The following is a 21401-nucleotide window of genomic DNA, read 5'->3' as shown; positions in this document are numbered from 1 at the left end:
CTCAGCCGTAACGGCGCAGGTCGGAGAAGAAGTCGTCGATGAGGTGGAGGTTCCCCGCCCCGGCCGTCTCGTCGTAGACGTACTTGCCGACGGCGAGATCGAGGACGCCGAGTCCGAAGGGCGAGAAGATCACCGGGCGGTCGGCCGGCGGGGCGGCCCGCCCGAGCATCACGTCGCAGAGGGTGCCGTTGAGGAAGTCGCGGTTGCCGGTGCGCTGTTCGACCAGGTGCGGGGACGTGTCGGCCTTGAGGCAGTGTTCGACGTCGTCGACGAAGTTGGCCGAGGCCAGCAGGACCTCGGGGGCGAGGTCGCGCAGCGACACGTGCAGGACCACGGGGTTGTGCGAGAACCAGGCCTGGGACGTCACGTGCGGCTCGCCGGCCACGGTCGCGAAGACCACGAGGTCGCTGGAGCAGATCAGGTCCTCCGGGCTGTCGTGGACGGTGATCTGCGCGGAGGTGCCGCTCTGCCGCAGATAGCCGCAGAAACCGGCGGTGCTGTCCGCGGACACGTCGTGGACGCCGATGCTGTCGAACGTCCAGTCGGTTCCCGCCAGGAAGGTGTGGATGTAGCGGGCGATGAGACCCGTACCGAAGAAGCCGATGCGCCTGGGGCGGGTCCGGGTGCGGCTGAGCCAGTCGGCGGCCAGCGCGGCGGACGCCGCCGTCCTGGTCGCGCTGATGACGGAGCTCTCCATGCAGGCGAACGGATAGCCCGTCTCGGGGTTGTTGAGGATGAGGACGGCGGAGGCACGGGGCAGCCCGGCGCTCACGTTCTGCGGGAAGCTGGAGATCCACTTCATGCCGTCCACGTGCACCGAGCCGCCGACGGAGGCCGGCAGCGCGATGATCCGCGCGGTGGGGCGGTCGGGGAAGCGCAGGAAGTACGACGGCGGGTTGACCGAGTCCCCGGCGCCGTGCAGCCGGTAGGTGGTCTCGACCAGCTCCATGATCTGCTTCTCGCGCCCGCTGAGCGCGCGCTGCACCTGATCGCCGGAGATCACGGCGAACGTCGGTGCCGGCGTCGCGTGGGGCATGGGCGCCTGGGTGGGGGTCGACAGCAGGTTGGTCATCGCCGGCTCGCCTCCGGGGTCGGGCAGGAGTCGTCCAGGCGCCGCGGCTCGGCCATGCCGACCACCACCCGCCGCTCTCCGTCGAACGGCTCTCTGCTGTGTGCGGTGCGGATGTTGTCGACGAGCAGCAGGTCACCGGCCTGCCAGGGCTCGCGACGGGTGTGCCTGTCGTAGGTGGAGTTGAGGATCTGGACGACGTCCTCGCCGATCGACCCGCCGTCCCCGAAGCGGGTGTTGAACGGCAGTCCGTCGGCGCCGTACTCGTCCACGAGGTACTCGCGCACCTCCGGGGCAAGCGTCCACTCGTTGAGGAAGGCGATCTGGTTGAACCAGCAGCGCGCGCCGGTGACCGGGTGCCGCACGACGGCGGGGCGGCGCTGCCGGGTGCGCAGCGAACCGTCGGGCTGCCAGGTGAAGTCGATGGCGTTGGCCCGGCAGTAGCGTTCGATCTCGGCACGGTCGTCGGTGCCGAACGACTCCGACAGGGACGCCCCGATCTCGTCGTTGTAGCTGCGGGTCAGCAGCCAGCCCTCGCGCTCGAACCGCTGCGTCAGCTCGGCGGGCAGCGCCTTGAGCACCTGTTCGGCGTCGGCCACCGCCGTCGCGCCGCCCTGCGCGGGCGCGGTCAGGCACGCGAAGAGCATCAGGCCGGGCACCTGATGCGTGTAACTCAGCTCGTGGTGCATGCACATCGGCTGGTTGGCGGGCCACGCGGTGGAGGAGTACAGCCCGGGGCCGTACGCCTCCCGGGGGGCGAAGGCCTCCCGCTCCGTCATGAGATCACCGGCGAGCCCCGCGAACACCGCACCGGCCTGGGACGGCTCGCGCAGACCGAGGCCGCGGACGAGGAGCGCCCCGTGCTCGGTGACCTGCGCACGCACTGACTCGCGGTACTGGGCCGCCCAACTCTGCGCGTCAACAGGGGAGTCGACGTGCAGGATCGCCGGGCTGTCCGGCCGCAGTTCCACATCGAGGGTTGTTGCAGGCGGTGAGGAAGACATCTCGGTTTCCCTTCGGTTGCCCGTCTGAGGGCTCTGCGGGGCTAGGAGGAGGCCAGTGGTGCCACGACGCCCAGGACGGCCTGTGCTGCCTCGGCCGGTCGGGTGCGCGGGAAGTAGTGGCCACCGTCGCCGAGTTCGTGCAGGTCCACGTGCTCGGCGAGCAGCAGCCAGTCCCGGTGACGTCGGGTGTGGTCGGCGGTGTGCGGGTCGTCGGCGGCGACGACCACCGAGACGGGTACCGACAGCCGCACCGGCGGCGGGGTCTGCAGGGCGTCGCGGAAGTAGCGGTGCGCCGACAGGCAGTCGTGCCGGTAGGCGGCACCGATGTGCTCGCAGTGCCGGGCGTTGAGTTCCGCGAGTTCGGTGTAGCCGCTGTCCTCGGTCAGCCGCTCGGCGATCTCGGCGTCGCTGCGGCTCGCCAGTTCGCCGATGGCGGCCCGCCGGTCCTCGGCGGTGCCGAGCAGTTGCGCGCCGATGAACACCCGTGTCACGTCCACCCCGCGCTCCTGGAGCCTGCGCGCCGTCTCCAGGGCCGGCGCGGCGCCCGAGGAGTGGCCCCACAGCATGACCCGGGTCAGGCCGCGCGCCGCGACCTCGGCGGCGACCTGCTCCGCCACGTCCGCGATCGACGCGAACGGCTCGTGGTGGACGGCCAGATCATGGCCGGGCAGGTCGACGGCGAGGACCGCGATGCCGCTGCCCGCCAACGCGCTGGCCAGCGGCTGGTAGTTGACCGCGTTGCCGCCCGCGTAGGGGAAGCACACCAGGGCGCACCCGGCCGCGCCGGGCGCCGTGGACAGCGGCTGGAGCAGCTCCGGGTGCGGCTGGGGGGTGCCGTCGAGACGGGCGGCCAGGTCGGCGAGCACCGGATGCCGGGTGATGTCCTTCAGGGACACCGCGCGGTCGAGCGCGATGGTGAGCCGGACCGCCGACAGGGAGGTGCCGCCGCGGTCGAAGAAGTGGTCCTCCCGGCCGATCCCCTCCTCGGGAACGCCCAGCACCTGCGCCCAGGCCGCGGCCAGCTTCCGCTCGGTCGGCGTGAACGGGGCGCCGTCGGGCTCCGGGGCACTGTCGCCCGGTGCCGGCTGCGGCGCCTGCTCGGCGAGCGCGGTCAGCGCCTTCCGGTCGATCTTGCCGTTGCCGGTCAGCGGCAGTTCGGGCCGGTGGTGGAAGGCCGAGGGCACCATGTAGGCGGGCAGCACGGCGCCCAGCGCCTCACGCAGGGCCGGCACGGTCTGCTCCTCGCCCGTGTAGAAGGCGATCAGATGCTTGCTGCCGCCCGCGAGCTCGGCGCAGACCACCGCGCCGTCCCGCACTCCGGGCACCCGCAGCAGGGTGTTCTCGATCTCGCCGATCTCGACGCGGAAGCCGCGGATCTTGATCTGGTTGTCCCGGCGGCCGAGGAACTCCAGCTTGCCGCCGGGGTGCCAGCGGCCCCAGTCGCCGCCGAGGTAGAGCCGCTCGCCCGGCCGGTACGGGTCCTGCCGGTAGGCCTCGCGGGTCCGCTCGGGGTCGTTGACGTACCCGCGGCCCACACAGACCCCGGAGAACGCGATCAGCCCGGGGGCGCCCAGCGGCACCAGGGCCAGGTGCTCGTCGACGACGTACACCCGCACGTTGTTGACCGCGCGTCCCAGCAGCACCCGCTCGGGCACCGCGTCCATGACCTCGTGGTTGGTGTCGTCCGAAGTCTCGGTCAGGCCATAGGCGTTGACCAGTTTGATACCCGGCTGGATCGCGAACCAGCGCTGGACCAGCTCCCGTTTGAGCGCCTCACCGGTCACCGACACACACCGCAGGTCCGGCAGGGCGCGGGGGTGCCGCTCCAGGTACGAGACCACGACCTCCAGATAGGAGGGCACGAGCTGCGCCACCCCGACCCGCCCACCGGCCAGCGTGTCGACGAACCGCTCCACGTCCACGATCACGTCCTGCCCGACCAGCAGCGTCCGGCCGCCGACGAGCAGCGAGGACACCAGCTGCCACAAGGAGATGTCGAAGCACTGCGGTGCGGTCTGCGCCACCACCGACCCCTCGCCGATCCCCAGGTCGTCGATCTTGGCGAAGAGATGGTTGAGCATGCCCGCGTGCTCGCACATCGCGCCCTTCGGCTCACCCGTGGAGCCGGAGGTGAAGTAGATGTACGCCAGCTGACCGGCGTCGACCTGGATTCCGAGGTCGTCGTCGGCGTGCGGTTCCCCGTACGCCGCCTCGATCAGCAGCCTCTCGGTCCCCGGCAGGGACTCCAGCGCCTGGTCGAGAGTGCCGGTGCTGCCGGACTCGGTCAGCACCAGCCGGCATTCCGCGCGGGACAACGTGGCCAGGATGCGCCCGGCGGGGAAGTGCGGCTCGATGGGCAGGTACACGCCGCCCGCCTTGAACACCGCCAGCGTCGCGGCCAGCCAGTCGAGATCGCGCTCGGTCACCACGGCGACCACGTCCTCCCGGCCCAGCCCGCGCGCCAGCAGCGCGCGCGCCAGCCGGTTCGCGCGCGCGTTCAGCTCGGCGTACGTCCACTCGCGCGTGCCCTGCACGGCGGCGACGGCGTCCGGGTGCTCGCGCACCCGCCGCTCGAACAGCTGGTGCGCCCGCGCGTCCGGCAGGGCCCGGCCGGGTCCGGCGAGTCCCTCCAGCTGCTCGCGCACCTCGTCCGCCGACAACAGGCTCTGCCGCGAGTGCTCGGTGTCCGCACCAGCCGTCATCAGGCGGAGCGCCGCCAGATGGTAGTCGCCGATCCGGGCCGCGGAAGCCGCGTCCAGCACGTCAGTGCGGTACCGCAGCCTCAGCCTCAGCCGGCCGTCCAGATCCGACCAGCGCACGTCGAGCACGCCGTGGACGGACCGCGCGTCCTCGGCCCCCCGGGGACCGAACACCACCTCGTACGACGGCTCAGGGGCGGACAGCTCCCGCCGCAGCGCGTCCACCGGGAACTCCCGGTGGGCCAGCACGTCCGCCTCGGCGTGACGAGCGGCGGTCAGCAGCTCCCGCCAGGTCCCGGGACGCACCGTCAGCCGGCAGGGCAGGGGCTCGCCCCGCACCCCGGCGGCGTACCCCGTCACCACCTCCGGCTCACCGGACAGCGCGGCCAGCACCTTGGCGTGTGCCGCGAGCAGCAGCGCGCTGACCGGTACGTCCGCCTGGTGCACCAGCTCCCGTGCCGCCTGGGCGACGTCGTCCGGTACGGGTATCTCGTGCTCGGCCACTCCGGCGACCGGTTCCCGTACCCACCGAGGCACCGCGGTGCTGCCACCAGCGGTCAGCACCCGGCTCCAGAACTCCCGGTCCGCTTCCACGCGCGCTCCCATCGAATGGCCTTCCTCAACTCACGGTCGCCGCGGAGGCGTCGACCGAAGACGGTGACGATTCCGGGCCGCTGCCGTACGAACGGCCGGCCGTTTCCGGCATGTCCACGGCCGGGTTGCCGCCCCACCGCGCGTACGAGGGCACTTCCTCGCCCTTCATGAGGAACGAGTCGGGTGCCAGCACCGCGCCGTCGTTCATCGTCACGCCGTAGTGCACGTGCGAGGCCACGCCGAGCGTGCAGCCCGCCCCGAGTGCGGTGTGGTCCGACTTGAAGGTGCCGTCCTCCTGCGAGTGGCACTGGATCTTGCTTCCGGCGTTGAGCGTGCACTCGTCGCCGATCGTGGCGAGCGTCCGGTCCGTCAGATAGCAGCCGTCGTCGAACACCCTGCGGCCGACGCGCACGCCCAGCAGCCGCCAGACGAAGCACTTGAACGGCGTGCCGTTGAAGATGTTGAGGTAGTGGTCCGGAACCTTCCACAGCCGCTCCTGCAACCAGAAGGACCGGTCGTAGATGGAGCAGAGCTGGGGGCGCAGCCGGCGGAACGACATGATGGCGCGCTCCACCACGATGTAGTACAGGGTGGAGAACGCCAGCGTCAGCGCGAGATACCCGGCTATCACCACGTGCCCGAGCACGCCGTACAGGTCCACGGAGGCGAGGGCGATCAGTGTCAGCGCGAAGGTCTGCAGCCACCGCACGCCCAGCATGAACGCCATCGAGCGCAGGTTGTAGCGGTTCTTCGCGGCGAGCCGCAGGCGCAGCGTGTCACCGGTCCGCAGGTCGTCGAACCGTGAGTCGCGCTCCACCGACCGGGGTATCTCGAAGCTCGGGGAACCCAGGAGGCCCACGCCTTCGCGGATCTCGCCGTCGAGGGGCACCATCACCTTCGTCGCCAGGAGGCAGTTCTCGCCGGTCCTGCCGCCCGTGGGATAGGCGATGTTGTTGCCCAGGAAGTTGTGCGCACCGATCGTCGCCCGGGAGACCCGGAAGGAGGTGCTGGAGTAGTCCGCGTTGATGACGGAGAGACCGTCGGCCACCATCGTCCCCCTGCCGACGGTGACCAGCAGGGGAGTCTCGTGCTGCACTTCGGTGCCGAAGTTCGACCCGGTCTGCTCGACCCGGGACAGGTCGTATCCGATGCCCCGGAGGTAGTGCACGATGTAGGAACTGTCGCCGAAGAGCCAGGCGAAGAACTTGGGGTTCGTCATGCGGGCGATCGAGCGGTGCACGGCGTACTGGAAGCCGTAGAGCGGATAGACCCGGTCAGGCCTGACGGCCAGACCGAGCAGCCGCGGCACGGTGCACAGGACGACGAGGCCCAGGACGGCGAATCCGAAGAACAGGACGCAGGACAGGATCAGCGCGTCGGGTATCAGCTGCGAGCGTGCGACCGCCGTCTGCGGGTCGAGCCGCCTGCCGAGCGCGGGCACCTCGGTGAACAGCATGTATATGCCGCCCACGGCCAGCGGTATGTACAGGAAGAGCAGTTGGACCAGCGTGACCAGACCGAACCAGGCGCGGCGACCGGTGCCGCAGGCGGCCGGCGCGACGCGCAGGTAGTCGACGTCCGTGGGCTGCGCCGGCGTCCCGTGCCAGCGCGCGCCGTCCGGCACCGCCTGGCCGCGGTAGAGGGCGGACGAGTGGCCCAGCTGCGCGCCGTCGCCCATCGAGGTGTCGATGTCCAGGACGGTCTTCTCACCGATGTACACGTCCCGGCCGAGCGTGACCCGGCCGGTCTCGAGGCGTCCCGCGTGCGCGCGGTAGCCGAGGAAGAACGCGTCCTTCCGGATGACCGTGCCGTCGCCGATCGTCAGCAGGTCGGTGCAGACCGGTACGGAGTGGGACAGGATCGTGACACCCTTGCCGACCTGCGCGCCGAGTGCCCGCAGATACAGCACGTACAGCGGATTTCCGATGAAGAGAATCATCGGATTCGCGTGCAGCAGTACCTTGACGAGCCAGAAACGTACGTACGCCGCTCCCCAGAGAGGGAATTCGCCTGCTTTCCAGCGGCCGACGAGCAGCCATTTGGCGATGACCGGGAACACGCACAGCGCGATGAATCCGAGACCGCCGAAGAGCAGCGACCGCAGATAGATGTCGGCCAGTCCGGAACCGTCGGCGATCCACTCGTATCCCGCGGCGGTCGCGAATCCGGCGACCAGCGAATAGCCCAGGAACGCCAGCAACTGGAAGGTTCCGCAGAGGAAATGGTTCAGCCCGCTGACCGGTACGGCCGGAAGCGGGGGCGGCGGCTGTGCGGACGCCGACGCGGGATCCGGTGCGCCGACGGGTTCAGGCGCGGCCGCCGTGAGTGCCGCGGCGAGGCTTCGGATCGTGGGATACCGGTAGATGTCCTTCATGGACGGTGACGGCAGGTCCGCGAGCTTCCTGACCCGTGCGCAGAACTGCGCCATGACCAGGGAATTGGCGCCGAGGTCGGTGAAGAAGTGACTGTCGACCGCGACGTGCTCGGCTCCTACGACGCCTGCCAGCGCTTCCGCCAGTTTCTGTTCGGTCCCTGTCCCGGTCGGGTCGGTGTGGCACCGTCCTGCGACGGTGCCGGCGCCCGGCTCGGATATGTGGACCTCGGATGACTGCTCCACCATTCGATCTCCTGGAGGACGTCTGGATCGCCGATGGCGGTCGGTGACGGGTCCGGGTCCGGGTCCGTCGAGGACCCGAGATCGGCCCGCCGGGCCATCGGAAGCTCGAGATCCGTTCTGTTTCCTGATCACGAACCGCCGGGATCAGTTTCGGCCCGGCACCGTGAGGTTGCCACTTCGAATCGATCACCGTGGGCGGCGGGAAAAGCGCGATGGGCCCGTGTTCTCTGGTTCTCCGCAGCACTGGGGCGTCTGATGGATCACCCGAATGGCGGCCTTTCGGGGCGGCTCGGGCGGCGCGTGGGAAGAGGCCCGGGGCCGCCCGGGGAGTTCCGGCGCGGGGCAGGGGCGGCGGGCGCGGGGAGCGGGGTTCTGGCTCGCCGTGCGGCGTCCGGATCCGGGGGGCCGGGCCGCCTCGGTCACATGCCGTGACCACGCTGCGGGGAGAGAGCCGGAAGAGCCGGACGTACGCTCGAAGGCGACGCCGTCGAGCGCACGAACAGGCCGTACCGCGGTGCGGAGGTCCGGCAGCGGCCGGACGGGTCCGCGACCGCGTGAAGGGTGCGACCGCGTGAAGGGTGCGACCGTGTGAAGGGCGCGGTCGCGTGAAGGGTGCCGGGTGTCGTCCCGGGTCGGCCGGTGGAACCCGGTGGCTACTTGGCGATCAGGAGCAGGACCGCGCGGCCGTGCAGCCGGTACACGGTGCCGGAGCCGCCGACCGCGGCCTCGCTGCCGGGAGCGGCGACCTGGTCGGCGCCCTCGGCCCAGGCGGAGGTGTCGGTGACGCGGTACCAGCTCTTCCCGGCGCCGGGAGACGGGAGGGTGAAGTCGACGTCGCCCGACCAGCCGTTGTAGGCGACGTAGAGCGCGCTGCTGGGGTCACCGAGTTCGGTGCCGTCGTAGCGCCGGGCGAGGGCGTGGTTGTCGGGGTTCGCCCAGTAGGCGGCGTCGGGTGCGCTGCCCGCCGGGGTGAACCAGTCCAGCTGGCCCATGCCGTTGCTGTTGCCGTCGGCGGCGCTGTAGAAGGCCGCCGGGCGCAGGGCGGGGTGGGCCTTCCGGAAGGCGATCAGGCGCTGGGCGTAGGTGCGGAAGGTGCTCTGGTCGGTGGTGAGGGACGTGGTGAGCCAGTTGGCCGTGGAGTCGAGGTTGTAGGGGTTGTTGTTGCAGCGGATCGAGCGCAGGTACTCGTCGCCGCCGGTCATCATCGGTGTTCCGGCCGACAGCATCAGGAAGGCGAAGCCGTTGCGGGCGGCCTTGCGCTGGTCGGCCGCGACGCCCGCCTGGTCCCAGGACAGGTTGTAGTCGGAGCCGCCGTCGGAAGGACCGTACGGCCAGGCCTGGTTGTTGTCCTTGGCGTTGCAGCGGTAGAGGTCGGCGAGGGTGAAACCGTCGTGCGCCACCATGAAGTTGACGGAGTTGAAGGGCGCGCGGCCGCTGGGCTGGTAGAGGTCGGAGGAACCGGCGAACCGGGTCGCCAGTTCGCTGGGGGTGACGTTCTCCACGCCCAGCGCGTTCTGGTCGCGGCGCATGGTGTCACGGAACTTGTCGTTCCATTCGGACCATCCGGAGGGGAAGTTGCCGACCTGGTAGGTCCCGCTGCCCAGGGCCCAGGGTTCGGCGATCCAGTCCGTTCCGGAGCCGCCGGACGCCGGACGCGCGGGCATCAGGGCCGTGATCCGGTTGAGCGCGGTGTTCGGGTCGGTGCGGCTGTACTGGAAGCAGCCGTGCTGGCAGGTGTTGCCCAGGACCGGTGCGAGGTCGAAGCGGAAACCGTCGACGCCGAGCGTGTCCTTCCAGTACGCCAGCGAGTCGGTGATCAGAGTCTGGGCGACCGGGTTGTAGGTGTTGACGTTGCCGCCGACGCCGGTGTTGTCCCAGGGACTCTGCAGGTCGTTGGTGAGCGAGTAGTAGGCGGGATTGTCCAGGCCGCGCAGGGAGAACAGGCTGTAGGTGTTCTTGTCGCCCGCGTTCCAGGGGCCGCCCTCGGCGGTGTGGTTGTAGACGACGTCGGTGAACACCTTGATCCCGGCGTCGTGGAACGCCTTCACCATCCCCTTGAACTCGCGTGTGGGTCCGCCCGCGCTCCGGTCGGAGGCGTAACGGCGGTCCGGCGCGAAGTAGTCGAGGGTGTTGTAGCCCCAGTAGTCGTCCCCGGTCGCGCCGGCCGGGTCGGCGTCGTTGGCGTCGTTCTGCACCTCCTGCACGGGGAGGAACTCCACCGCGGTGACGCCGAGGGCCGCGAGGCCGGCGGCCTTCAGCGCCGCGCCCTTGTAGGTGCCGCGGTAGGCGGCGGGCACGGAGGTGTCGTTCTGGGTGAGCCCGCGCACGTGCACCTCGTACACCACGTCGTCCTTCAGGGCGCGGGTCGGCTTGGTGCCGGTGCTCGTGGCGTCCGCGGCGAGGACGATGCCCTTCGGGGCCTGTACGGCGTCGTCGACCGCGCGGTACTGGGGGCCGGTGCCGTACACCGTGCGGTCGGTGGCGGCGGGGGTGAGCGGGTCGTGGGACAGTTCCCGCGCGTAGGGGTCGGTGAGCAGCTTGTTCGGGTCGAACCGGTTGCCGGCCGCGTCCACGTCCGTCACGAAGCCCGCGGTGGATCCCTTGGTCCATGAGGCGGAGTAGGGCCAGTTGGGCCCCCAGGCCCGGTAGCCGTAGTAGACCGGGCCCGTGATGCCGTACTGCTGCTGGAGCGTCGTCACGGGTACGGTCACCGACCAGACGCCGGTCGCGGCGTCCTTGGTGAGCTGGAGGGCGGCCGCCTCCTGGCTGCCGGTCGCTGTCCGGTACAGGTACAGGTCGATGCGGGTGGCCCGGGAGGAGTACACCCGGAACTCCACTTGGGTGCCGGAGGCGTCGTAGCGGGCGCCGAGGGGAGCGCCCGTGGCCGCGGCGGCGGGCACGGCGAGACCGCCGGGGGTCAGCGGTACGGCGAGAGCGGCGGTCACGGCGAGGACCGCGGTCGCGGTGCGGATGGCGAGGCGGCGTCTTTTGCGCGTGCGCGCGAGAGCAGGGGAGAGCGAAGACACGGCGGCTCCTCAGGGCTGTGGGGGAAGGCCCCGGCGCCTGTCCCTGGGCGCCGGTGGCGTGAAAGAAGTTGCTGAATCTTGCCGGAAAATAGTGCAACTTTGAAGCGTCGTACAGACCTTGCGCGGGATCCGGGGGCGGGGCACCGGAGTTGGGGGCCGGAGCGGGTGTCTGCGCGGAGGCCTGTGCGGGTGTCTGCGCGCGGAGGTCTGCGCGGATTCCGGAGGACACGGCAAGGCAGCGCAGGGCAACACAGGCCAGGGCAGGTGCGGTTGCGGGGAGGGTGGTGGGTCGGCGAACTCGCCTGTGAGGGCTGGCGGGTGATCGTTCCCGCGTGCATGATGGCAGGGTTTTCCGACAGCCCCGCTCGCCGAAACCGGTGAGTGGCCGCAGAGGTTGGGGTCAGGTGCCGATGTCGCGGACCGTTCGCGGGAGAGCCCGCTTCGAAGACGGTCGTCCGGTCGTACGTCCGGGAGAGGCGTGACATGAGTGACTTCGTGGCCCGCGCCATCGCTACCGAGCGGCTGGATCTGCTGCCGCTTCACGTCGAACACGCCGACGACATGGCCGCGGTGCTGTCCGACCCGGCCCTGCACACCTTCATCGGCGGCACCCCGGAAACCTCGCGGTCCCTGCGCTCCCGGTACGAGCGCATGACCGCTGGGTCACCCGACCCGGCCGTGTCCTGGCTGAACTGGGTGATACGGCTGCGCGGCGAAGCCTGCCTGACGGGAACCGTCCAGGCGACGATCGGCCCTTCCGCCCAGGGGCCCGTCGCCGAGATCGCCTGGGTGGTGGGGACGCCGTGGCAGGGCAGAGGCATCGCCAAGGAAGCGGCCGGGGGACTTGTCGACTGGCTCGGCCGGCAGCCGGTGCGGACGGTCGTCGCCCACATCCACCCCGGCCACCGGGCATCCGCCGCCGTGGCCTCCGCGGCCGGGCTCACGTCCACCGGCGAGGAGCGGGAGGACGGGGAGATCCGCTGGCGGCGGAACCTCGGGTAGTGCCGTCAGCGGACGAGCCGGCCCGTCGGCCCCGCGCGCCGCTCCGCCGCCCCGGGGTGGCCGCGCCGCTTTGCCGTCCCGAGGCGGCTGTGAGCGGTCTTCAGCGGGGCCGGCGGCGCGGAGGGCGCGGTGCCCTCAGCAGAACCAGCCGTCCTGGACCCAGCCGTGGCGGTTGATGTCGCCGTACGCGAAGCCGTACGCCCAGCCGGACTGCTTGCTCTCCACCAGGAAGGTCTGGCCCTGGTAGAGGGTGCCCATCCAGGCGCCTCCGGGGTCGGTGCGGACGAAGAGGTCCTGGGCACAGACTGTTTCGCGTTGGCCGACGGTGCCATTGGCGGCCTGGGCGGGCGCGGAGCCGAGCAGCAGGGCCGTGCCGAGGGCGGCTGTCAGCGCCGCCGCGCGGATGGCGCGGGTGGAGCGGGCGGTGCGGGTGGTACGAGTGCTGCGGGGTGCGGACATGGCGTTCCCTCCCGAGTCGTCCCGGCTCACCAGGAGCCGTAGCCGCCGATGCATTCGATGCGCACGTAACCCCAGTCGTTGGGGCCGAAGTCGAAGGTGGCGGCCCAGCCGTTGTAGACCGGGTGGACCCCGGGGGTGTGGCCGACCTTGTCGCCGTAGGGCAGCGTGCGGACGAGGCCGCTGGGGCCGGAGGAGCTGTCGTAGTTGGCGTAGAAGCTGGCGCTCTGGCAGGTGATGACCGCGTGCTCCGGGACGACCACCGCGTGGGCGGGGGCCTGGAGCAGCGCCGTGACGGCGACCGCGGTCGCGCCGGTCGCAAGGGCGCGCCTGATGTACGGCATGGCGCTTCGCCTCCTCGTGGGGTGATGGCGTGGTTGGCGTGGTTCGACGCCAGCACACGGTAGCCGTGATTGACATGCTCGCAACAGATGTGTGCCGGGCCTCTCGCCGGGGCCGCCTCGCGGTGGCCGCGCACCTAGGGGGTGTCGTTTGGATCAGCTCGGGTCCGCGACGCCCGGCACGGCACCTCGCCGCGTTGTCGGATCAGCCGAGTACGTCCAGTACGCGGCGGATCCTCCGCCTTGCGAGGCACCGCACCGGACGCCGCGGCCTGATCCGACCTGATCCAAACGACACCCCCTCGACGCCGCAGGGAGACGCGCGTCACGCGCGCGCATGTCACAACTCGCCGGGCCGTTCCGTCCAAGAGGTGTAACCACCGGCAACCACGCAGGAGTTGACCATCATGGAAGCTCGTCTGAACGTCATGGCCAGTCCGGTCGCGGCCAAGGCGATCAAGCACCTCATCGCCGCGGGCAGGGCGCTCGCGGAGTCGACGCTGCCGCCCGCCACGCGCGAACTGGTGATGCTGCGCGCCAGCCAGATCAACGGGTGCGCCGGATGCATCGACATGCACACCAAGGAGGCCACCGCCTCGGGGGAGAGTGCGGTCCGCCTCCACCTGGTCGCGGCCTGGCGCGAGGCCAAGGTCTTCACCGACGCCGAGCGCGCCGCGCTGGAGCTGGCGGAGCAGGGCACCCGCATCGCGGACGCGGCCGGAGGTGTCCCGGACGAAGTGTGGGCCAACGCCGCCAAGTACTACGACCAGGACCAGCTCGCCGACCTGGTGATGCAGATCTCCGTCATCAACGCCTTCAACCGCGGAAACGTCATCACCCAGCAGCCCGCCGGTGATTACCAGGCCGGTCAGCTCCACTGACGGGACAGTGGGGGAGGGCCGGCGCGGTGTGGTGCGCCGCTCGCGGCGAGGGCCGGTCCTTCCGCACCGGCCGGCCCTCCCGCAGGATGCCTCACTTGTCTTCGGGAGTCTCCTTGTCGTCGCTCCAGCGCGGGTCGGTGTCCCACTCCTCGTTGCGCTCGTGGGTCGTTTCCACCGCCCGAGCGGCCTCTTCCCTGGACGCGTACGGGCCCAGGCGGTCGGCGGCCCGGCAGTCGGGACCCTTCTCCACCGTGTGGTGCTTGAGGCAGTAGAACCAGTCACCCGACGCGCCGGCGTCGCCCTGCTTGAAATCGCTCATACGATCATGGTGCCCGACACCGGCGACAACGGACAGTCGATCGTCCTCTTGTCGTCTCCGGGCGCACACCGTCGTGCCTCGCACCGCGCCCCCGAGCCGCGGCCCCCGTTTCCACGCATGCCCCCGTATCAGGCCGCGCTCCACTGGTCCCGAGCCTTGCCCGGGACCGCGCCGCTCCTCGGTCCACCACCGCGAGCGGCGCGGCCGGTCGACACCCTGTGCCTGTCCGCGTCCCGTGCCCGCCCAGCCACCCGCACGCACTCGCACGCGCGTACCCGCACGCACCCGCACTCCCGGTCGGTCAGGAAGGCCTGGAGCCGACCGGGGCGGCGGTGTCAGCTCAACTCCCCAGGGCGGACGGCCTTTCCTCACCGGCGGCATCGAGCAGCAGTCTCGCCGCCACCGTCGCCCCGTCGGTGCGGAACGTGGCGGCCACGGCCCTCGCGCGTGCGTGGGTCTCGGGGGTCAGGGCCGTTGCGAGCGCGGCCGACAGGGACTCCACGGTCGGAGTCGGGCCGTCGTGTGCCGCGCCGATGCCCAGCTCGGCCACTCGCCCGGCGAAATACGGCTGGTCCCCACCCTGAGCCACCACCACCTGCGGCGCGCCCGCCCAGGTGGCCGTGGTCGTCGTACCCGCGCCGCCGTGGTGCACGACGGCGGCGGCCCGGCGGAACAGCGCCTGATGGTTGATCTCTCCGACGACGAAGCAGTCGTCCTGGTCGTCCGTCAGGGCCAGATCGGCCCAGCCGCGAGAGACGACCGCTCGGCGCCCCTGCGCCCGGATCGCCTCGATGACCACACGGGCGACGTCCTTCGGATCGCCCAGGGGAATGCTGCCGAATCCCACGTACACCGGTGCGCTGCCGGCGTCCAGGAAAGCCACCAGCTCCTCCGGGAGCGGGCGTTCGTCCGGCAGGACCCACGCGCCCGTCTGCACCACGTCGAGGTCCGCCGGCTGCCGCCACGGGGCCAGGACCGGGTCCGTCGCCAGCCACGGGCGGTCGGTGAAGACGTGGTCGCGGACGTTGTCCAGCGCCGGCAGGCCGACCGACGCCCGGTGGGTGTTGATCACCTCGCCGAACACCGCCTGTGCGTCCTCGGCGTCCCGGTCCCACAGCACTTCGTTGTCGGTCACATCCGGCGGGAGCGGCCGGCCCGGCCGCGGGATCGGCGGGTGGTGCGGCGACGGCAGGCTGACCGGCTGGTAACTCGCGTACACGTAACGGATGCCCAGCTTCTCGGCCACCGACTTCACACCGGCCACGGCCGGTACGAGGCCGGTCGCCACCAGCACGTCGCATCCCTCGGCGGCCTCGGAGACCTTGTCGTGGAACGCCGTGACCAACTCGGCCGCGCGCCGGGGCACGCCCCCCGGCGTCGGCGGCGTCTTCCCCGTCACCAGATCGCGCACCGACCGGCCGGTCGGCACCATCTCCACACCGACCCCGGCCAACCGCTTCGCGAACTCCTCGTCCGGCGGCGCGCACACCCGCACCTCCGCGCCGAGTTCCCGCAACCGGACCGCGAGACCCACCAGTGGCTCGACGCCACCGCGCGAGTCATAGGCTGACAGCAGAACGCGCATTTCGTGACTCTCGTTTCCGTAGGCTGCGGCTTCGGTCGGTGATTCTGCGGTACGACCCGGACCTTGCCGCAAGCCCCCCGGTGCGCTATATGTTGAGAGTGGCAAGGAGCGGTTTATCTCCTTGCCTTTTCCTTTTGCCGCGGAGTCACCTCAGGTCCTGGCAGATGGGGCGCAGGATGTGACCGGCGGAGCAGACCCACTCGGCCACCCCCGAAGCGGCCGAGGGATGGACACCGAGACCGTGGTCCGGGCACGTGGGCCACACGGTCCGGCCCGGGCAGGCCAGGTAGGTCTGGACGCCGTCGGCCGCCTCGGCGAGGACGCCCTGCGCGTCGACCGACTGGATGTGGGTGCTCTCCACGGAGACCTTGCCCAGGCTGAACTGCGGGTCGGGCTCCATGACGTCGATCACGATGTCGGGCGCCGGGTGCCCGGCGGCGCGGATGTCACGCGTCAGCGCGGCCACCGCGGACTCCGCCAGAACGGTACGGCGTGCCATCACGTACGGGGCGAGATGGCCGGTGGTCAGCTCGCCGTTGTCACGGAAGAGCGAGAGGAGCCACCCGCTGACCCCGGGATCCGGGGCGAACGGGTTGAAGTCGACGTCGATGTCCTCGCGCAGGCGTGTCAGCCAGCGCGTGAACGCGTGGTGGTACTGGTCCGGCATGCAGTTCAGCTTCTCACCCGCGTCGGTCATCGTGCCGGGGTGTTGTCCCAGCTCCGCCTCAGGACCGGGCGAGGACGCAGAACTCGTGGCCCTCGGGGTCGGCCAGGCACGTCCACGGGACGTCGCCCTGGCCGAGGTCGAGGTCGGTGGCTCCGAGGTCCCGCAACCGGGCCACCTCCGCGGCCTTGTCCTCACCGGGGTACGGGAGCAGGTCAAGATGGACGCGGTCCGGCACGGTCTTCACGTCGGGCGTGCGGAGGAACTCGAGATACGGGCCGACGCCCTTGGCGGGGCGCCACACCGCGTGATCGTCGGTCACCTCGTGCGGGGTCCAGTCCATCGCCTCACCCCAGAACCGGGCCATGGCCCGCGGGTCCGCGCAGTCGACCACCACCGCGGCGATCGGCCCGGTGTCCCGGTAGGTCTCCCGGGGCTCCAGCACGCAGAACTCGTTGCCCTCCGGGTCGGCGAGCACCGTCCACGGCACGTCGCCCTGGCCCACGTGGGCGGGCCTCGCGCCGAGAGCCCGCAGGCGTGCGACCAGCTCCGCCTGATGCGCCGCGGAGGTGGTGGCGAGATCGAGGTGCACACGGTTCTTCGTTGTCGTCCTGGGCTCCGGGACGGCAACGACATCGACGCAGACAGTGACCGGGGCCGACCAGTCGAAGCCGGCGGGCTTGACGGCGGTCACACCAGGTGCCTCGTCGATGACACCCCAGCCGAGCGCCTCCCCCCAGAACCGGCCGACCGCCGAGTCGTCAAGAGCCTTTATGTTCACCAGTACCGGTCGCAGCGACATGCCGGCGATCCTATGCGCGCGCTCCGCGACGACAGCCTCACCACAGGGAACACGGGCGTTCAAGAAACCCTCGCTGTCGCCCCCAGCCGCTGGAAGAAGCTCGCTCAAGTCGTCATTCGGGGACACGGTCCTGTCGACCCATCGCGGTGACGAGGGTGGAGGAGATGTGGGCGAGGGCGGGGTCCGCGGCGATGAAGAACGTTTCGACTCCGGCCAGTTCGTGGTTCATGCGGGCCATCGGCATTTCGTGGTCCAGGTCGCGAACGCCGCGGACTCCGCGGATGACGACGTCGATTCCGGCTCGGCGGCAGTAGTCGACCAGCAGGCCGCCGGTGTGGGAGTCGACCGTGACGTTGCTCAAGTCGGTTGCTGCCGCGCGGAGTCGGTCCAGCCGTTCCGTGACGGGGAAGCGGCCGGTCTTGTTCGCATTGAACATCACGCACACGACGACCTCGTCGAACAGGAGGGCAGCGCGCCGGAGTACATCCTGGTGCCCCTGAGTGACCGGGTCGAAGGATCCTGGGAAGAGGGCTCGCACGATCGGGAAGAGTAACAAGCGGCCGCCCCCGTTGGTGACATGGTCCCGGAGCGGTCCGACCACTTCGAAGATCATTTCGTTAGGAGTTCTTAAAGCCGACGAAACGGCGGAGCAACGGCGCGGCGCGAACCTTCCGGCAGTGGCCCGGGGCGTCCGGGACACGGTGCGGGACGAGGGGAGAGCCGTGACGGAGATCGTCGACAAGCGGGCGTCGTCGTCGGCGCCGCCGAGCGGGCGGACGTACAACGACTGGGCGCGGAACGACACGTTGGAGGACTACTCGCTGCGCTACGCGCCCAAGTCCTTCCGACGCTGGACGCCGTACGTCGTGGCGACCACGGCGCTGGGCGGGATCGCCTACCTCGCGGACTTCGCGATCGGCGGCTCGATCGCCCTGTCCCACGGCTTCTCCAGTGCCATGGTGGCGATCCTGGCGGCGGCGGTGGTCATTTTCCTCACCGGCGTGCCGATCTCGTACTACTCCGCGAAGTACTCCATCGACATGGACCTGCTGACCCGGGGCGCCGGCTTCGGATACCTCGGCTCGACCCTCACCTCGGTCATCTACGCCAGTTTCACCTTCATCTTCTTCGCCCTCGAAGGGTCGATCATGGCGCAGGCCCTGGAGCTCGGCCTGCACGTCCCCCTCGCCGTCGGCTACGTCATCTGCTCCCTGGTCATCCTGCCCCTCGTGGTCCACGGCATGACCGCCCTGTCCAGGATGCAGGTGTGGACGCAGCCGGTCTGGCTGGTGCTGATGGTCGCGCCGTTCGTGTCCATCGCTATCCAGGAGCCGGGAAAGTTCTCGGAGTTCACGCACTTCGCGGGTGACTCGCCGACCGGATCGACCCTCAGCATGCTGGGCGTCGGAGCCGGTGCGGGCGTTGCCCTGTCGCTGATCGCGCAGATCGGCGAGCAGGTCGACTACCTCCGCTTCATGCCCGACAAGACACCCGAGAACGCCAGGAGGTGGTGGGCCGCGGTGCTCGGCGCCGGTCCCGGCTGGGTGGTGCTGGGCGCGCTGAAGCAGATCGGCGGGGCCTTCCTGGCCTTCTGCGTCGCCGGCGCCGTGGGCCTGGGCAAGGCCGACGAACCCATCCAGCAGTACGTCCACGGGTTCGGGACCTTCGCCGCGCCGGTCGCCCTGGGCCTGGCCACGTTCTTCGTCATCCTGTCCCAGATAAAGATCAACTCCACCAACGCGTACTCGGGTTCGCTGTCCTGGTCCAACTTCTTCTCCCGGCTGACGCACCGTCACCCGGGCCGCGTGGTGTACATCTTCCTCAACGTCGGCATCGCCCTGGCGCTCATGGAGTGCGGCGTCTTCGGGCTCCTCAACACGGTGCTCGGCTTCTACTCCAACGTGGCCATCGCCTGGATCGGCGCCGTCGTCGCCGACCTGGTCATCAACAAGCCCCTGAAGCTGAGCCCTTCGTACATCGAGTTCAAACGCGCGCACCTGCACCACTTCAATCCCGTCGGCTTCGGTTCGATGCTGGTCGCCTCCGCGGTCTCCATCGCCGCCTACTTCGAGGCGTTCGGCGCCTACGGCAAGGCGTTCTCGCCGTTCATCGCGCTGTTCCTGGCCATGGTCCTCTCGCCCGTCCTCGCGGTACTCACCAAGGGGCGCTACTACATCGCCCGCGCCGACGACCTCGACGAACCGCCGCTCGGCACCGACGGACTGCCGTCGGCCGTCACCCTGACCTGCTCGGTGTGTGCGACCGGCTTCGAGCGTCCTGACATGGCCCACTGTCCCTTCCACCAGGGCCCGGTCTGCTCCCTGTGCTGCAGCCTGGAGAAGGACTGCCACGACATCTGCAAGAGCACGGCCGCTCCGGGCCCCGTCGCCGTCGCCCCGCCCACCCTGCGCGCCGCGGACTGACCCCACCCCGCCCGCGCCCCGTCTCTACCCACACCCGCACCCGCCCCCGCACACCGCCCCGCCCCCACGCCCGCGCGTGTCGGCGTCCCCGCGAGCCCGGCGCCGTCGCTGCCCGGAATCCTCACGCATGCCCCGGCGAACGTTGGGTACGCGGGGCGGGAGCACGCCCGGGCGCCGACCCGTGCGTGTGCCCGTACAACCACCGCTACCTGGGGACACACCATGGAGACACCCGCACACGACGCCCTTCCGACGCCCGCCCAGCAGGCGCTCGACGCGCTGGCCGTGAACGCAGAGGACCAAGCCGCGCTGGAGACCCTCGCCCACAGCGACGTGCTCGTCCCCGTGCCGGACGGCGCGGTCGACATGGAGGGCGTCTCGGACGCCGCCACGGTCGCGCTGCCCGTCATCGAACAGCCCGGCGGCGAGCCGGTCGTGCCCGTGTTCACCTCGGAGGAGGAGATGGCGGGGCTGCTGCCGACCGTCTCCCGATACCGGCTGGTCCCGCTCGCCGCGCTCGCCTCCCAGTGGCCCGAGGACGACCTCTCGCTCGCGATAGACGGCAGCTCGGAGCACGGGCTGACCCTCACCTCGCAAGGGGTGCGCACGCTGCTCGCCAGGTGAGCCCGCGCGGCTGAGACGGCCGCGGGAGCTGTACGCCCGGCCGGCCGACGCGATCAGCCACAGCGCGTCCGTGGCCGGCCACAGCGGCGTCCGCTGCCGCCGCAGCGCGCCCGCGGCCGTGCGCGGCAGCCGGGGCCGTGCTCCCCGGGCGCCCCGGGCGACACAATGTGCTCATGGAATGGATCTCCGGCGTGGCCGGCGGACTGGTGCTGGTCCTGGTCCTCAGCAGCATCCTCCGCACCCTCGTCGTGCCCAGAGGCCTCTACTCCGCGCTGGTGTTCCGCCTGTGGTGGCTGCTGCGCAGGCTGCTCCGGCTCACCGCCGGGCGCGGCGGCTACGACGCCATCGACCGCGCCCAGACCTGGCTCGCCCCGCTGATGCTGATCGGCATGCTCGCCACCTGGCTGGCCGGGGCTCTGCTCGGCTTCGGGCTGCTGCTGTACGCCCTGTCGCCGCTGTCCTGGACGACCGCGTTCCGCGAGGCCGGGTCCAGTCTGTTCACGCTCGGCTTCGCCAGTGGCGCCCGGCTGAAACTGTCCGTACTGGACTTCCTGGCCGCGGCCACCGGACCCGTCCTGATCGCCCTCCAGATCGCCTACCTGCCCACCCTCTACGGCGCCTACAACCGCCGCGAACTGGAGGTCACCCTTCTACAGGCGCGGGCCGGCGAGCCCGCCTGGGGGCCTGAGATCCTCGCCCGGCAGTGGCTGGTCGACACCGAGACCGCACTGCCCGAGCTGTACCGGGCCTGGGAGCGGCTCGCCGCGGACATGGGGGAGAGCCAGTCCACGTACCCGATCCTGCTGACCTTCCGCTCACCGAGCCCGTACCGCAGCTGGCTGGTCGGACTCGTCGCCGTCATGGACGCGGCCGCGCTCCAGCTCGCCCTCGACCCGCGGACAGCCCCGGCGGAGGCCCGGCTGGTGCTGCGCGCCGGGTTCACCGCGCTGCGTGACATCGCCCGCGCGCTGCGCATCCCCTACGACCCCGATCCGTCGCCCGACGGACCCGTCCGGCTCACCTACGACGAGTTCGACGCGGCGGTGGCCATGCTGGAGGCGGCCGGTTTCCGTGCCGAACGCACGCCGAAGGAGGCATGGCCGCACTTCCGCGGCTGGCGGGTCAACTACGAGGCGATCGTCTACGAGCTGTGCCGGCGCTGCGACGCCGTACCCGCACTGTGGACCGGCCCGCGCGACTTCTCCGGCGGCCCCATGTCGCCACGGCGTCCGGTCGACCGGCGGCCCGACGGAGGACGGCCGGGACTTCCTCCCGCCTTCGGGTAGCCGCCTTCC

17 protein-coding genes are annotated in these 21401 nt (G+C 70.8%); 5 read left to right on the top strand and 12 right to left on the bottom strand.

Annotated elements, in window-relative coordinates; genetic code table 11:
• Position 1 precedes the first annotated feature (1 nt).
• From sbnB to OIB37_RS03835, 5 genes are all read right to left on the bottom strand, one after another.
• Positions 2-1072, bottom strand: coding sequence for a 2,3-diaminopropionate biosynthesis protein SbnB (gene sbnB, locus OIB37_RS03855; protein ID WP_330456077.1), 1071 nt, complete (start codon positions 1070-1072; stop codon positions 2-4).
• Positions 1069-2073 (bottom strand): TauD/TfdA family dioxygenase, encoded by a 1005-nt coding sequence (locus OIB37_RS03850; RefSeq protein ID WP_330456076.1) that lies wholly within the window; start codon positions 2071-2073, stop codon positions 1069-1071. The genes sbnB and OIB37_RS03850 overlap by 4 nt, the downstream gene beginning before the upstream one ends.
• Positions 2074-2114: 41 nt before the next feature.
• Positions 2115-5378, bottom strand: coding sequence for a non-ribosomal peptide synthetase (locus tag OIB37_RS03845; protein WP_330456075.1), 3264 nt, complete (start codon positions 5376-5378; stop codon positions 2115-2117).
• A gap of 13 nt (positions 5379-5391) precedes the next feature.
• On the bottom strand, positions 5392-7986 hold the full coding sequence (locus OIB37_RS03840) for a Pls/PosA family non-ribosomal peptide synthetase (protein ID WP_330456074.1): 2595 nt from the start codon (positions 7984-7986) through the stop codon (positions 5392-5394).
• 650 nt (positions 7987-8636) lie between these two features.
• Complete coding sequence (locus OIB37_RS03835; RefSeq protein WP_330456073.1) at positions 8637-11009, bottom strand: isoamylase; 2373 nt, start codon at positions 11007-11009, stop codon at positions 8637-8639.
• A 483-nt stretch (positions 11010-11492) separates the two neighbouring features.
• Here OIB37_RS03835 and OIB37_RS03830 point away from each other — a divergent pair, with 483 nt between their 5' ends.
• Entirely contained in the window at positions 11493-12011 is a 519-nt protein-coding gene (locus OIB37_RS03830) for a GNAT family N-acetyltransferase (RefSeq protein WP_330456072.1), read from the top strand.
• A 135-nt stretch (positions 12012-12146) separates the two neighbouring features.
• Here OIB37_RS03830 and OIB37_RS03825 read toward each other — a convergent pair whose 3' ends face one another.
• A complete protein-coding gene (locus OIB37_RS03825) occupies positions 12147-12470 on the bottom strand; it encodes a hypothetical protein (RefSeq protein ID WP_330456071.1) in 324 nt (107 codons plus the stop codon).
• A gap of 26 nt (positions 12471-12496) precedes the next feature.
• On the bottom strand, positions 12497-12811 hold the full coding sequence (locus OIB37_RS03820; RefSeq protein ID WP_330456070.1) for a hypothetical protein: 315 nt from the start codon (positions 12809-12811) through the stop codon (positions 12497-12499).
• 404 nt (positions 12812-13215) lie between these two features.
• Between OIB37_RS03820 and OIB37_RS03815 the strand changes: the two genes are divergently transcribed.
• Positions 13216-13689 (top strand): carboxymuconolactone decarboxylase family protein, encoded by a 474-nt coding sequence (locus OIB37_RS03815; RefSeq protein ID WP_330456069.1) that lies wholly within the window; start codon positions 13216-13218, stop codon positions 13687-13689.
• A 91-nt stretch (positions 13690-13780) separates the two neighbouring features.
• On the opposite strand, the gene OIB37_RS03810 is transcribed toward OIB37_RS03815, so the two are convergent.
• The 5 genes from OIB37_RS03810 to coaD form a co-directional block, all read right to left on the bottom strand.
• On the bottom strand, positions 13781-14008 hold the full coding sequence (locus tag OIB37_RS03810; protein ID WP_330456068.1) for a hypothetical protein: 228 nt from the start codon (positions 14006-14008) through the stop codon (positions 13781-13783).
• 340 nt (positions 14009-14348) lie between these two features.
• On the bottom strand, positions 14349-15593 hold the full coding sequence (locus OIB37_RS03805) for a glycosyltransferase (RefSeq protein ID WP_330456067.1): 1245 nt from the start codon (positions 15591-15593) through the stop codon (positions 14349-14351).
• 145 nt (positions 15594-15738) lie between these two features.
• On the bottom strand, positions 15739-16290 hold the full coding sequence (locus OIB37_RS03800; RefSeq protein WP_330456066.1) for a hypothetical protein: 552 nt from the start codon (positions 16288-16290) through the stop codon (positions 15739-15741).
• A 28-nt stretch (positions 16291-16318) separates the two neighbouring features.
• A complete protein-coding gene (locus tag OIB37_RS03795; RefSeq protein ID WP_330456065.1) occupies positions 16319-17059 on the bottom strand; it encodes a VOC family protein in 741 nt (246 codons plus the stop codon).
• A 112-nt stretch (positions 17060-17171) separates the two neighbouring features.
• Positions 17172-17597, bottom strand: a complete 426-nt coding sequence (gene coaD, locus OIB37_RS03790) for a pantetheine-phosphate adenylyltransferase (RefSeq protein WP_330456064.1) — start codon at positions 17595-17597, stop codon at positions 17172-17174.
• Positions 17598-17781: 184 nt separating this feature from the next.
• Between coaD and OIB37_RS03785 the strand changes: the two genes are divergently transcribed.
• The 3 genes from OIB37_RS03785 (at position 17782) to OIB37_RS03775 (ending at position 21392) form a co-directional block, all read left to right on the top strand.
• Positions 17782-19482 carry a purine-cytosine permease family protein gene (locus OIB37_RS03785; protein WP_330456063.1) on the top strand — a complete coding sequence of 567 codons (1701 nt, stop codon included), beginning with the start codon at positions 17782-17784 and terminating at the stop codon, positions 19480-19482.
• Between the two features lie 222 nt (positions 19483-19704).
• Complete coding sequence (locus tag OIB37_RS03780) at positions 19705-20106, top strand: SseB family protein (protein ID WP_330456062.1); 402 nt, start codon at positions 19705-19707, stop codon at positions 20104-20106.
• A 173-nt stretch (positions 20107-20279) separates the two neighbouring features.
• Positions 20280-21392, top strand: coding sequence for a hypothetical protein (locus OIB37_RS03775; protein ID WP_330456061.1), 1113 nt, complete (start codon positions 20280-20282; stop codon positions 21390-21392).
• Positions 21393-21401 lie beyond the last annotated feature (9 nt).

The sequence above is a fragment of the Streptomyces sp. NBC_00820 genome, assembly GCF_036347055.1.
Classification (GTDB): Bacteria; Actinomycetota; Actinomycetes; order Streptomycetales; family Streptomycetaceae; genus Streptomyces.
Note: the sequence above shows the minus strand (reverse complement) of the source record. Positions and strands in the feature narration are given on the sequence as shown.